The 12,709-nt window shown below is 63.9% G+C and carries 11 protein-coding genes; 6 read left to right on the top strand and 5 right to left on the bottom strand.

From position 1 onward, the window contains the following. Positions 1-84: 84 nt before the first annotated feature. On the top strand, positions 85-1,389 hold the full coding sequence (locus tag KIP88_RS01550) for an FAD-binding oxidoreductase (protein ID WP_214486063.1): 1,305 nt from the start codon (positions 85-87) through the stop codon (positions 1,387-1,389). A gap of 22 nt (positions 1,390-1,411) precedes the next feature. On the opposite strand, the gene KIP88_RS01545 is transcribed toward KIP88_RS01550, so the two are convergent. The 4 genes from KIP88_RS01545 to KIP88_RS01530 form a co-directional block, all read right to left on the bottom strand. Next, positions 1,412-3,043: an ABC transporter ATP-binding protein gene (locus KIP88_RS01545; RefSeq protein WP_214486062.1), complete on the bottom strand. Its 1,632-nt coding sequence runs from the start codon at positions 3,041-3,043 to the stop codon at positions 1,412-1,414. After that, entirely contained in the window at positions 3,040-3,870 is an 831-nt protein-coding gene (locus KIP88_RS01540) for an ABC transporter permease (RefSeq protein WP_214486061.1), read from the bottom strand. Before KIP88_RS01540 ends, KIP88_RS01545 begins: the two co-directional genes overlap by 4 nt. Before the next feature lie 4 nt (positions 3,871-3,874). Next, positions 3,875-4,849, bottom strand: coding sequence for an ABC transporter permease (locus KIP88_RS01535; RefSeq protein ID WP_214486060.1), 975 nt, complete (start codon positions 4,847-4,849; stop codon positions 3,875-3,877). Positions 4,850-4,957: 108 nt separating this feature from the next. Further along, positions 4,958-6,574 carry an ABC transporter substrate-binding protein gene (locus tag KIP88_RS01530; protein ID WP_214486059.1) on the bottom strand — a complete coding sequence of 539 codons (1,617 nt, stop codon included), beginning with the start codon at positions 6,572-6,574 and terminating at the stop codon, positions 4,958-4,960. A gap of 437 nt (positions 6,575-7,011) precedes the next feature. Here KIP88_RS01530 and KIP88_RS01525 point away from each other — a divergent pair, with 437 nt between their 5' ends. Continuing rightward, positions 7,012-7,311 (top strand): HU family DNA-binding protein, encoded by a 300-nt coding sequence (locus KIP88_RS01525; protein ID WP_027536409.1) that lies wholly within the window; start codon positions 7,012-7,014, stop codon positions 7,309-7,311. 243 nt (positions 7,312-7,554) lie between these two features. Here KIP88_RS01525 and KIP88_RS01520 read toward each other — a convergent pair whose 3' ends face one another. Further along, entirely contained in the window at positions 7,555-8,322 is a 768-nt protein-coding gene (locus tag KIP88_RS01520) for an SDR family oxidoreductase (protein WP_249790453.1), read from the bottom strand. Between the two features lie 300 nt (positions 8,323-8,622). Between KIP88_RS01520 and KIP88_RS01515 the strand changes: the two genes are divergently transcribed. The 4 genes from KIP88_RS01515 to KIP88_RS01500 are packed head-to-tail and all read left to right on the top strand — an operon-like array spanning position 8,623 to position 12,698. Then, entirely contained in the window at positions 8,623-9,723 is a 1,101-nt protein-coding gene (locus KIP88_RS01515; protein WP_214486057.1) for an ABC transporter substrate-binding protein, read from the top strand. Next, the gene (locus KIP88_RS01510) at positions 9,701-10,729 is read left to right on the top strand and encodes an ABC transporter permease (protein WP_214486056.1); all 1,029 of its coding nucleotides are present in this window, start codon (positions 9,701-9,703) and stop codon (positions 10,727-10,729) included. The genes KIP88_RS01515 and KIP88_RS01510 overlap by 23 nt, the downstream gene beginning before the upstream one ends. Beyond that, positions 10,723-11,520 carry an ABC transporter ATP-binding protein gene (locus KIP88_RS01505; RefSeq protein WP_214486055.1) on the top strand — a complete coding sequence of 266 codons (798 nt, stop codon included), beginning with the start codon at positions 10,723-10,725 and terminating at the stop codon, positions 11,518-11,520. Before KIP88_RS01510 ends, KIP88_RS01505 begins: the two co-directional genes overlap by 7 nt. Further along, positions 11,514-12,698, top strand: a complete 1,185-nt coding sequence (locus tag KIP88_RS01500; protein WP_214486054.1) for an acyl-CoA dehydrogenase family protein — start codon at positions 11,514-11,516, stop codon at positions 12,696-12,698. Before KIP88_RS01505 ends, KIP88_RS01500 begins: the two co-directional genes overlap by 7 nt. The last annotated feature ends 11 nt before the right edge of the window (positions 12,699-12,709 follow it).

The raw sequence follows: 12,709 nt of genomic DNA, 5'->3' as shown, positions 1-12,709 counted from the left end.
TTTCCTTGGGGCTGATTAGCGGGCTAAACTAAGCAGAACGACAAGGCCCCTGCAAGGATAAGGCGCCTGCAAGAAAGGATGCCGATGAATATGAGTAACGTCCGCTGGCCCAATTCGCTGTGGGCGGCCGTGACGCCTTCAGGGCCTGATTTGCCCGAACTGACCGGCACGCAGCAGGCGGACGTGATCGTGATCGGCGGCGGTTTCACCGGCCTTTCCACCGCGCTGCATCTGCGCGAGGCCGGCGTCGATGTCGCGATCGTCGAGGCAGCGGAGCCGGGCTGGGGCGCCTCCGGGCGCAACAACGGCCAGGTGATCCCGACGCTGTCGCGGCCCGATCCGGAGGACATTGTTGCCAAACACGGCGAGGCGGGAGAACGTTTTGTCGGCATGCTGCGCGACAGTGCTTCTTATCTGTTCGACGTGACAAGGCGCTACAACATCGATGCCGAGGGGGAACAGGCCGGCTGGGTGCAGCCGGTGCATTCGCCCGGCCGTATCAAGATCGCGGAGCGGCGCGTGCGGCAGTGGTCGAAATTCGGCGCGCCGGTCGAATTGCTGTCGCGCGATCAGGCGCGGGACATGCTCGGCTCCGATGCATGGTTCGGCGGCTTCTGGAACAGGACCGGCGGCCACATCAACCCGCTGGCGCTGGCCCGCGGCCTCGCGCGCACCGTGCTTGGGCTGGGCGCGCGCATCTACGCGCGCTCGCCGGCGGAAAGCTTTGAGCGCCGCAACGACCGCTGGGTGGTGAAGACGGCGAAAGGCGAGATTTCCGGCCGCGCGCTTGTCATGGCGACCAACGCCTACAGCGGCGAATTCTCAAAATCGCTGGCGCCTGATATCGCCCGCGAGGTGATGCCGGTGCTGTCCTGGCAGATGGCGACGCAGCCGCTGTCCGACAACGTCCGCAAGACAATTATCCCCGGCCGGCAGGCGATGTCGGATACCCATGGCGAACTCTATTTCGCGCGTTATGACGCGCGAAACCGTCTCGTCACCGGCGGCGCGGTGATCGGTCCCGGCAACAAGGTGGAGCGGATCAAGGCGCGCGTCACGGAGCGGCTGCAGCGGCTGTGGCCGCAGATCGGCGAGGTCTCGTTCGACTATGTCTGGAACGGCTATGTCGGCATGACCACGGATTTTCTGCCGCGCATTCACAAGCTTGGACCCAATGCCTACGGCTGGACCGGCTGCAACGGCCGCGCTGTAGCGTTGACGATTCCGCTCGGCAATGAACTCGCAAAGGCCGTTCGCGGCGTGCCGGAAAACGAGCTGGCGCTGCCGTTCACCGAGCCGGTGCCGATCGTGGGGCATGGCATCCTGCGCAAGCTGGCCCCGCTGATGCTGCTGGTCTATCGACGTCGCGACGCGCGGGAGATGGCGTGATGCGAGCGGGGCGAGGGAGCCGCTACACCGCCGCCGTATCGTGCTCTCTCGCAAATTCCCCGCCCGGAATCGAGTCGAGCAGCGCGCGCGTATAGGGGTGCTTCGGGTTGCCGAACACCTCGCCGGCGAGCCCATGCTCCACTACTTCGCCGTCCTTCATGACAGCCACGAGGTCGCAGATTTGCGCCGCCACGCGCAGATCATGCGTGATGAATACGATGGACAGCCCGAGCCGCGCGCGCAATTCCGCAAGCAGCTTCAGCACCTGCGCCTGCACGGAAACATCGAGCGCCGACACCGGCTCATCGGCGACCAGGACGTCCGGTTTCAGCGCCAGTGCCCGTGCCAGGCCAATACGCTGCCGCTGGCCGCCGGAGAATTCATGCGGATAGCGGTCGGCGGAGGAAGGATCGAGCCCGACGAGTGCGAACAATTCCTTCGCATCCGCAATCGCCTGCGCCCGCGGCGTGCCGTGAACGATTGGGCCTTGCGCCACCAGTTCGGCCGCCTTGCGGCGCGGATTGAGGGAAGCGAACGGGTCCTGAAACACCATTTGGATATGGCGCGTCTCGCGGCGGACTTTTTCGCGCGGCATCTTTGCCCAGTCATTGCCATCGAGCACGATCGCTCCGGCATCCGGATCGATCAGCCGCACGATGCAGCGCGCCAGCGTCGATTTGCCGGAGCCGGATTCGCCGACAATGCCGAGCGTCGCGCCCCGCGGCAGGTTGAGCGAGACGTTCTTCACGGCCGGCGTCACCCGTGCGCCGCGCCCGAGAAAGCCGCCGGTGCGGTAGGTCTTCGAGACATCGGTAATCGTCAGGATGTTGTCGGCCGCAAGCGCGCGGGGCGGCGGCGCCTTCAGCGGCGGGACGGCGGCGATAAGCTGTTTGGTGTAGGCGTGCTGCGGATGGTGCAGCACGGCGCCGGCTGTACCCTGTTCGACGATGACGCCGTGCTGCATCACCACCACGCGGTCGGCGATCTCGGCGACGACGCCGAAATCATGGGTAATGAACATGACCGCGGTCCTGCGGCGCTGCTGCAGGTCGCGGATCAATTTCAGGATCTGCGCCTGCGTGGTGACATCGAGCGCAGTCGTCGGCTCGTCCGCGATCAAGAGCTTCGGATCGAGCGCCAGCGCCATCGCGATCATGGCGCGTTGCCGCTGGCCGCCGGAGAGTTCGTGCGGGTAGGCCTTGGCCGCGACTTTGGGATCGGGAATGCGGACGTCGGCGAGCAGTGCGAGCACCTTGTCGCTGATCTCGGCCTTCGACAATTCGGTGTGGATCGAAAACATCTCGGCGATCTGGTCGCCGATGGTACGGAGCGGATTGAGCGCCGTCATCGGCTCCTGGAAGATCATCGCAATGCCGGCGCCGCGAACCTCGCGCATTTCGGCGACAGATGCAGCACAGAGGTCGCGGCCTTCGAACATCACCCGGCCGCCGTCGATTGTCACTTCATTGGGCAACAGCCGCATGACGGCATTCGCCATCATCGACTTGCCGGAACCGGATTCGCCGACGACGCAGAGGATTTCGTTGGACGCGATCTCCAGCGACACATCCCTGAGCGCATGCGTCCGATCCGCGCCGCGGGGCAGGCGGACGCTCAGGCGGTCGAGCGAGAGGATGGTTTCTTGCTCGCTCATCGACCCTTCAGCCTCGGATTGAGCGCGTCGTTGAGGCCCTGGCCGACCAGCGATACCGCCAGCACGGTGACGAGGATGGCAATGCCGGGGATTGCCGAGACGTACCACTGCACGCGCAACACGTCGCGGCCGAGGCCGATGAGGTTGCCCCACGACGCCACGTTGGGATCGGACAGCCGCAGGAAGGCCAGCGCGCTTTCGAGGAGTATCGCGACCGCCATGACGACGCTGGCATAGACGATGACCGGCGGCAGCGCATTGGGCAGGATCTCGCCAAAGATGAGCTGGATATTCTTCATGCCGAGCGTCCGGCCGGCCTGGACGAATTCGCGGTTGCGCAGCGACAGGAATTCCGCGCGGGTCAGCCGCGCTGGTGCCGGCCACGACACCACGCCGACCGCGATGGTGACGGTGGTCAGCGTCGAGCCGAACACCGCGACCAGCACCAGCAGCAGCACGAAGTTCGGCAGCGTCTGGAACGCCTCGGTAACTCGCATCAGCACATTGTCGACCCAGCCGCCGTAATAGCCGGCGAAAGCGCCAACGAGGATCCCGATCAGGATCGCGATCGCGGTGGCGACGCCGCCGATCAGCAGCGATATGCGCGCGCCATAGAAAATCTGCGCGGCGATATCGCGCCCCGAATTGTCGGTGCCGAGCAGGAAGCGCGGGTTGGAGAACGGCCAGATCAGGGGACGGCCGGCCAGCGCCAGCGGATCGCGCGGATAGAGCCAGCCGGCCGAGATCGCCATCGCGATCACGATCACGAGCAGGATCAGGCCTGCGACCGCGGCGGGACTTCTGAAATAGCGCTTGATCGCATCCATCGCCTTAACCCGCCGTGATGCGCGGATCGAGCCGCGCATAGATCAGGTCGACGACGAAGTTGACTGATATGACAAGCAGCGCCGAGACGAACACGATGCCGAGCAGCGTATTCAGATCGCGCTGCACCACCGATTCATACGCAAGGCGTCCGAGGCCCGGCAGCGAGAACACGCTTTCAACCACCACCGATCCGCCCAGCATGGTGCCGGCCTGCAGCCCGATCAGCGTCACCATCGGCAGCAGCGCATTGCGCAGCACGTGCCGCGTCACCACGCGGGTCTCGTCGAGGCCTTTTGCGCGCGCGGTGCGGACATAGTCGAGGTTGAGCACCTCCAGCATCGAGGCGCGCATGATGCGCAGATAGATTGCGAGGAAGATCAGCCCAAGCGTCAGCGTCGGCAGCACCAGATGGCTCGCAATATCGAACACGCGCCAGATGCCGGTCCGAACCGTGCCAATGTCCTCGAACCCGCCCGGCGGCAGCCATTGCAGGTAAACGGAAAACACCACGATCGCCATCAGCCCAAACCAGAACGAGGGCGTCGCATAGAAGATCAGGCCAAGGGTGGAGATCAGCGTATCCGGCCAGCGGTTGACGCCGCGGGCTGCGATCACGCCGAACACGAGGCCAAAGAAGAACGCAAAGGAGAGCGACGCGGTCATCAAGAGAATCGTCGGCGGCAGCCGCTCGATAATGACCGACGCCACCGGCTTGCCGTAGATCGAGGAGAAGCCGAGATCGAGCCGCACCAGCCGCCAGAGGTAGTTGCCAAGTTGCGCCGGGATCGAGAGGTCGAGCCCGTAGAACTTGCGCAGCTCCTTGGCGGTCGCGGCGTCCCCGCCACCCATCTGCGCCATCATGGCGTCAACGGTGTCGCCCGGCGCGAACTGCAGCAGCAGGAACACGCCGATCAGGATCAGGACAAGGGTCGGGATCGAGGCGGCAAGCCGCCGCCCCGCAACGCTCAGGATACGCATACGCCTATCTTGTCGGATAAGGCGTCAGCGCGCGATGACTTTCGTCATCCCGCCTTCTTTTTTGTCTGAGCATGATCTCTTCGGAAAACCGGTGTCCACTTTTCCGGATCATGCTGTAAGCCAAAGATCGTGCCAGCTCGCCGAGCCCCAGCGCGGGGTGTTGGAATGGTTGCGGGCCTTTGCCGTAATCGTGGTGACGAAAATCTGCTCGATCGGCATCCAGACCGGCAGCTCCGTATTCACCTCCTTGACGAACTGGGCATACAGCGCCTTGCGCTTGGCAGGGTCGACCTCGGTCGCGGCATCGTCGATGGTCTTGTCGACGTTCTTGTCTTCCCAACCCCACTGGTTGGTCCAGGGCGCGCCCTTGGGCTGGCCCGAGCGATACCAGACCGTGGTCGAGACGGCGGGATCGTTGCGGTACTGGTGCCAGCCGGTGGCGATGTCAAAGGCGTGCTCGTCATAGACCTGCTTGAGGAAGCCGCCGCCATCGTTACGCACGATCTCGACGGGGATACCGATCTCGCCGAGCGATTGCTGGATGAAGGTCGACCACAGCGAAATGTCCTCGCCCCAGGGGGCAGGCAGTAGCCTCAGCGAGAAGCGCGTGCCGCCGCGGCCGGCCTTAAAGCCGGCTTCATCCAGCAGGGCTGCGGCCTTGGCCTTGTCGTATGGGTATTGCGGCGTGTTCGCACCCGGATAGAAGTCGGTCGAGGTCGAGGGGATCGGTCCGGTGCCGAGCTTGGCGAAATCGCCGAGGAAATTGTCGATGAAGAACGGCACGTTGATCGCATGCGCGATGGCGCGGCGAACCTTGATGTCGGAGAGCTCCTTGCGGCGGAAGTTGAACTCGAGCGTGTTGGTGCGGGCGTTGCCTTCATTGCCCTTGGTAGAGACGATAAAGCGTTTGTCCTTGCCGAGGCGCGCGAGGTCCGAGATCGTCAGCCCAGAATAGGGCGAGTAATGCAGCTCGCCCGCTTCCATCTGCGCGGCGGCGGCAGCGCGATCAGTGATCACGCGCCAGACGATGCGATCGAGATAGGGCGCATTGGGTCGCCAGTAATTCTCGTTTCGATCGGCGATGACATATTGCCCGCGCTCGTATTTGACGAACTTGAACGGGCCGGTGCCGACGGGTGCGAGGTTGGTCGGGTTCTGCCTGATATCGCCGCTTTCATAGAGGTGCCTGGCCGAGACATAGCCGAGGTCGGGCAGGGCGCGCAGCAGCAGGTTCAGCGGCATCGGCCGCTCGTATTTGAAGATCGCGGTCTGCGCGTCAGGCGTCTCGACCGCGGTCAGGAACAGCTGCAGCGTCGATCCGTAATTGAGGATCTTCTTCCACATGTTCATGGCGGTGAATTCGACGTCGGCCGAGGTGAACGGCTTGCCGTCGTGCCAGGTGACGCCCTGGCGCAGCTTGAAGGTCACGGTCTTGCCGTCGGGCGAGGCTTCCCAGCTCTCGGCGAGCACGCCGACCGGCTGGCCGTTGGCGTCGAGATCGACGAGGTTTTCCTGGATCTTGCCGCCGATGATGTAGACGCCGGTGGAAGCCTGGATGCTCGGGTTGAGCTGGCGCTGCTCGGCGCCGTAATGGACGTTGAACACGCCGCCCTTGCGCGGCGCCTCCTGCGCAAAGGCCCGCATCGGATTGATCACATTGGCCGCGATGGCCGCCGACGTCAGCAGCGCGGTGCGGCGATTGATCTCAAGGCGCGTCAAATCCATGCAAAGTCTCCGAACAAATATTGATGGCGGACCGTTCACGCGTCCGCCTTGGGTGAGATGTTACGATGGAAGGGGAACGCGAGTCATTTTCTAATCGTAGGGTGAAGCGGAAAATCCTTCCTGAAAACAACGTGCTCACCGGCTAATCGGCCTGCTCATTTTACGCCAGACAGGTAGAAAATCCTGGCTCGCCACGATAGCGGCGGGGCCCGGGGCGCAGTCTGAGATTGTCCGAAAAGACGGCCGATAAGGTGCCCGACAGCCCCTAAAAATAGGCTCCGGAGGCCTCCGGAGCACTCCGGAGGCCTAAAAACCAGCCAAAATTGGACGAATCAGTTCAACTCGACTAGCGAGATAGTTGTGCAGAATGTCGGAAACCCTGTTTTTTAGGCGGTTTCCGCCATATCGTCGCCTGTGCCAGAATCAATGGAGCAACCATGGCTACCCAAATGTCTAAGTCGCAGCTGATCGAGAAGATCGCGACCACCACCGAAGTTTCGAAGAAAGAGGTCAAGGGCGTGATGGAAGCGCTCGTTGACGTCGGTCACAAGGAGCTGAAGAAGAACGGGGTGTTCCTCGTCCCCGGCTTCGCGAAGTTCGTCGTGGTCAAGAAGCCGGCGACCAAGGCTCGCAAGGGCACCAACCCCTTCACGGGCGAGGAAATGATGTTCAAGGCCAAGCCGGCCCGCAAGATCGTCCGGGCCCGCCCGGTCAAGGCCGCCAAGGACGCGGTTTAAGAAAAGCGAAAAGGCCTCCGGTAACGGGTGCCTTTTTGTTTGGCGGCTGGCGTGCCCCGGATGCTGCGCAACGCCATCAGCGCGTTTACGCGATGTCTTTGACGCGCTATGACTTGCGGCGTGGTGCGCTGCTGATCGGGGGTCCAATGCGGCCCCTGGGTCCCGGCTCTGCGGAGCAGCGCTGAAGAGGCGCTGCACCGCGTCCGGGACACGAGAGACGGATTGACCAAAAGCGATCTCGGCCTACACCACCGGCGAGCGGCCGCCATCGACATTGATGGCCGTGCCGGTGATGAACGATCCCTGCTCGGAGGCGAGGAAGCAGGCGAGGTTGGCGAATTCCTCCGCCGTGCCGATGCGCCCCAGCGGCGTGCCCTTGGCGAGGTTTTTCGCGAACACCTCGAAATCCATGTCCGGCGCCTGCGCGGCGTGCCGCTTCACCCATTGATCGCTCATGATCAAGCCGACCAGCATGGCATTGACCAGGATGTTGTGCTCGCCGCCTTCGCTCGCCATCACCTTGGTCAGCGCCATGCCGGCCGCCCGCGATACCGAGGTCGGGGCCGAGGATGCCGCCGGCGCCTTGGCGTAGGTATTGAGCACGTTGATGATGCGGCCCCATTTGCGCGCCTTCATGCCTGGCCAGACCAGCCTGGAGAAGCGGATCGCCGCAAACAGTTTGAGGTCGAGGTCTTCCTGCCAGGCTTCGTCACTGATGTTCTCGAACGCCATCGTCCGCGCGGTACCCGCGTTGTTGATCAGGATGTCGACCGGGCCGAGGTCGGCTGTGATCTGGTCGTGCGCCTTCGCGATGTCGGCAGCCTTGGCGACGTCGCAGACATAGTCGCGAACCCTGAGGCCGTCCTTCGCGAGCAGTTCCCGTGCCGCCTTCAGGTCGGCGGAACCCCGCGCGAGGATCGCCACCTTCGCCCCGGAGGCAGCGAATTGCCTTGCGACGGCGAGCCCAATTCCCTTGCTGCCACCGGTGACGACGGCGACTCTATCCTTCATCGTGACTTGCATGTGGTTCTGCCTATGCGTTGAGCCGAAACGGGCCGTACGAAAATCGTTCGACCGTCGGAGGTGAGGAACAGGGAGATAAACTCTCCGTCCGTTTCAACATTCAAAATTCCATTTTATTGACGATCCCATTGTTGCCGCGCATCATCTCAAGCGTCAACTTCAGCGGAACGAGAAGCGGAAACTCTCGTCGGGACTGAGCCAAATCAAACAATTCACGGTGCCAGGCGGCAGCGCGCCCTGCGTTTGCTGCGAGCGTGGGCGTGTGCTTGCCGCATAAGGAGAAGAACAATGTCAGAAGACAAACCGCACGGCAGACAAGTGCTGGACCGCCGCACACTGTTGCGTTCCGGCGCAATCGCGGCGCTGGCGGCGCCAATCGGCGTTTTCGGCGCACAGGCATTCCCGTTTCGCGCCGCAGCACCGGCGATCGACTTCTCGGAGTTTCCGATCTGCAGGACCGCGTCGGATGCGCCGCCGATCGCAGGCGCGCCACGCAAGCTGAAGATTTCCTGGAACGCGGGCGCGGTTTGCCTGGCACCTGTGCCCGTCGCCATCGATTACGGCTTCTTCCAGAAGCAGAATCTGGACGTCGAACTCGTCAATTACAGCGGCTCGACGGACCAGCTCCTGGAGGCGATCGCCACCGGCAAGAGCGACGTGGGGCTCGGCATGGCGTTGCGCTGGCTCAAGCCGCTCGAGCAGGGCTTTGACGTCAAGATCGTGGCTGGAACGCATGGCGGCTGCATGCGCGTTCTGACGCGCACCAATTCCGGCGTCGACAAGCTCAGCGACCTCAAGGGCAAGATCGTCGCAGTGGGCGACCTTGGCGGCCCGGACAAGAACTTCTTTTCGATCCAGCTTGCCAAGCTCGGCATCGATCCGAACAAGGACGTCGACTGGCGGCCTTACCCCGGCAACCTGCTCAACCTCGCAGTCGAGAAGAGCGAGGTCCAGGCGTTCCTGGCGTCCGATCCGCTCGCCCATCTCTGGCTGAAGGACAGCCAGTACAAGGAAGTCGCTTCCAACCTGGATGGCGAGTACCGCGACAAGAGCTGCTGCATCGTCGGCGTTCGCGGCAGCCTGATACGCGAGGAGCCGCAGGCCGCGCGCGCCGTCACGCGGGCATTGCTCGATGCCGCGATGTTCACCGCGCAAAATCCGGAGAAGGCCGCAAAATCGTTCCAGCCCTATGCGCCCAAGACCGCGACGCTGGCCGATCTCGAAGCGATGGCGCGCTACCACACCCACCACCATCATCCCGTCGGTGACGTGCTCAAGCGGGAACTGAAGGCCTACGCCGACGACCTGAAGACCGTTTCCGTCTTCAAGCAAAGCACTGATACGGCAAAATTCGCGGAGAAGATCTATGTCGACCTATTCAGTGTCTGATGCGATCTCCGTTGAAGGCACGCGCGCATCGGGCTCCCGCGCGGCAGCGGCCGTCGATTGGCTCAAAAGCTCCGGCATCGGGGTTGCTGCTGCCGCCGCCTGGGTATCGTTCGGTGTGTCATCGCTGTGGTGGCAGGACCTCGGCGACTGGTCGCGGACCTACGCGCTCGGCATTGCGGCATTCGTGGTGGCAGCGTTCGCGCTGTTCGGCACGCTAAGCGCCGATTTCCTCGGGGCCGCGGGGCCGGCCCTGCGTCGCCGGGCGCCGTGGCTTGTCGCGCTCGGCCTGTTCCTGACGCTGTGGGAGGTCGCGACCGCAAAGTTTGCGTGGCTGCCGTTGCCGTTTTTTCCGCCGCCGCAGGCCATCCTCGAAGTCTATACGGACGATCTGCCAAAACTGCTCGACAGCGTCTTTGCCTCGGTGAAGCTGCAACTCGGTGGCTACATCATCGGAGCCACCGTCGGATTTTTGACCGGTGTCTCGATCGGCTGGTCGCGAAGCGTCGGCTACTGGGTGCATCCGGTGCTGCGCTTCATCGGACCGCTGCCGGCAACCGCGTGGCTTCCGATCGCCTTCTTCACCTTTCCGTCGAGCTGGAGCGCCAGCACGTTCCTGATCGCGCTGGCAACCGGCTTTCCCGTAACCGTGCTCACCTGGTCGGGTGTCGCGAGCGTGAGTAACGCCTATTACGACGTCGCGCGAACGCTGGGCGCCAAGCCGTCCTTCCTCGTGCTCAAGGTCGCGATCCCGGCGGCGCTGCCGCACGTCTTCGTCGGCTTGTTCATGGGGCTCGGATCGTCGTTCGCCGTGCTCGTGGTGGCGGAAATGATCGGCGTCAAGGCCGGGCTCGGCTGGTACCTGCAATGGGCGCAAGGCTGGGCGGCCTACGCCAACATGTATGCGGCACTCATTGTGATGTCGCTGCTGTGCTCCGGCGCCATCACACTGCTGTTCCGGACGCGCGATCGCTTGCTGGTCTGGCAGAAAGGTGTCGTCAAATGGTAGTGCAGGCTACGGCAGAGGCCGTCACCTATCCCACGAGCGGCGCGGCGCTCGATGTCGAACATGTCAGTCATGCCTTCGATATCGATGGCGCCGCACTCCCGGTGCTCGAAGACATCAATCTGATCATCGAGCCCGGCGAATTCGTCGCGCTGCTGGGACCATCCGGCTGCGGCAAGTCCACCTTGTTGCGGCTGGTGGCGGGGCTGGAGAAGCCCGGATCCGGCATCCTGCGGGAAGACGACAACCGCATCAGGGGACCGCATCCCTCCCGCGTGGTCGTGTTTCAGGACCCGACCTTGCTTCCCTGGCGTTCGGTCTGGGACAACGTCGCGCTCGGCCTGGAGGCGCAGGGCATCCTGAAGAGCCAGCGGCACCGGGTCGACGCGGCGCTCGATCTCGTCGGCCTGTCGGCGTTCCGCAACGCCTATCCGCATCAGCTATCGGGCGGCATGGCGCAGCGCGTGGCGCTGGCGCGCGCGCTCGTCAACGATCCGAAAATCCTGATCCTCGATGAGCCGCTCGGCAAGCTCGACTCGCTGACGCGCATCACCATGCAGGCCGAGATTGTTTCGCTCTGGCAACGCAAGGGCTTTACCACGCTGCTCGTCACCCACGACGCCGAGGAGGCGCTGTTCCTCGCCAATCGCGTCATCGTGCTCAGCGATCGGCCAGCCCGCGTCAAAGCGGATATTCTGGTGGATCGGCCTTATCCGCGCCATCGCGGCGATCCCTACCTCGCGGACCTCCGCAAGCAAATTCTCAGCCTGCTTGGATTGGACGCCACATGGTGACAGCTTCCAGCCATACAGCGGCGAGAGAGCCGCAACGGCAGAATGAGCCGGACCGTGTGGCACGCGCGGCGCTTCTCGCCGCGGCATTCGCGGAGCGAGCGCCCATCCACGACCGCGACGGCAGCTTTCCGTTTCAAAACTTCGAGGATTTGTCGCAAGCGGGCCTGCTGGCCCTGACCGTCCCGGTCGCGCTTGGCGGCGCGGGCGCTGGCGCGGCAGAAGCGGCGCGTATCCTCGGGATCATCGGCAAGGCCGATCCGTCGACCGCGCTCGTGCTCTCGATGCATTACATCCAGCACCTCGTGATGGCGCGCAGTTCGCGCTGGCCCGTCCGGCTGTCCCGCAAGCTGGCCCGCGAGACGGTCGAGGGCGTTGCTCTGGTCAACGCGCTTCGCGTCGAGCCGGAGCTCGGATCGCCGGCGCGGGGAGGGCTGCCCGCGACGATCGCCCGGCGTACCGAAACCGGGTGGCGGCTGAGCGGTCGCAAGATCTACTCGACGGGCGCGCCGATCCTGAAATGGTATGCCGTCTGGGCCAGAACCGACGAGGCCGAAACGCGCGTCGGAATGTTTCTGGTGCCGGCGGGCCTGCCGGGCACACGAATCGTCGAAACCTGGGATCATCTCGGTCTGCGCGCCAGCGGCAGCCACGACGTCATTTTCGAGGACGTGGTCTTTCCGCTCGATCACGAGATCGATGTCCGCCGGCCGGACGAGTGGCGAACGCCTGATTTCACCCAGGCGACGGTCCACGCCATTTTCATTGCCGCCATCTACGACGGTGCCGCCCGCGCGGCACGCGACTGGCTGATCGGCTTTCTCAGGGATCGCACCCCTGCGAATCTCGGCGCGCCGCTGGCGACCTTGCCACGGGCGCAGGAAATCCTCGGCGGCATCGAGGCGCGGCTTGCGGTGAACGCGCGCCTGATCGGCAGTTTTGCTGATGATTTCGACGACAATTTGCCGCTCAGCGCCATCGAGTCCAACATCATCAAGCTGACGGTGACGAACAACGCGGTCGCCGTAGTCGAGGATGCGTTATCGCTGGCGGGCAATCACGGACTGTCGCGAACCAATCCGCTGCAGCGGCACTATCGCGATGCCCTGTGCGGGCGTGTTCATACCCCGCAGGACGACACCACCCGAACATCCGCCGGCCGCCTCGCGCTCGGCCTGTGAACCTTCCCCAA

The sequence above is a fragment of the Bradyrhizobium sp. SRL28 genome, from assembly GCF_018596315.1.
Classification (GTDB): domain Bacteria; phylum Pseudomonadota; class Alphaproteobacteria; order Rhizobiales; family Xanthobacteraceae; genus Bradyrhizobium.
This window is presented reverse-complemented; position numbering and strand designations above follow the sequence as displayed.

Coding starts and splice junctions, on each gene's coding strand:
- KIP88_RS01550 (WP_214486063.1), top strand. CDS start 85: ATGAATATGAGTAACGTCCGCTGGCCCAATTCGCTGTGGGCGGCCGTG.
- KIP88_RS01545 (WP_214486062.1), bottom strand. CDS start 3,043: ATGAGCGAGCAAGAAACCATCCTCTCGCTCGACCGCCTGAGCGTCCGC.
- KIP88_RS01540 (WP_214486061.1), bottom strand. CDS start 3,870: ATGGATGCGATCAAGCGCTATTTCAGAAGTCCCGCCGCGGTCGCAGGC.
- KIP88_RS01535 (WP_214486060.1), bottom strand. CDS start 4,849: ATGCGTATCCTGAGCGTTGCGGGGCGGCGGCTTGCCGCCTCGATCCCG.
- KIP88_RS01530 (WP_214486059.1), bottom strand. CDS start 6,574: ATGGATTTGACGCGCCTTGAGATCAATCGCCGCACCGCGCTGCTGACG.
- KIP88_RS01525 (WP_027536409.1), top strand. CDS start 7,012: ATGGCTACCCAAATGTCTAAGTCGCAGCTGATCGAGAAGATCGCGACC.
- KIP88_RS01520 (WP_249790453.1), bottom strand. CDS start 8,322: ATGAAGGATAGAGTCGCCGTCGTCACCGGTGGCAGCAAGGGAATTGGG.
- KIP88_RS01515 (WP_214486057.1), top strand. CDS start 8,623: ATGTCAGAAGACAAACCGCACGGCAGACAAGTGCTGGACCGCCGCACA.
- KIP88_RS01510 (WP_214486056.1), top strand. CDS start 9,701: ATGTCGACCTATTCAGTGTCTGATGCGATCTCCGTTGAAGGCACGCGC.
- KIP88_RS01505 (WP_214486055.1), top strand. CDS start 10,723: ATGGTAGTGCAGGCTACGGCAGAGGCCGTCACCTATCCCACGAGCGGC.
- KIP88_RS01500 (WP_214486054.1), top strand. CDS start 11,514: ATGGTGACAGCTTCCAGCCATACAGCGGCGAGAGAGCCGCAACGGCAG.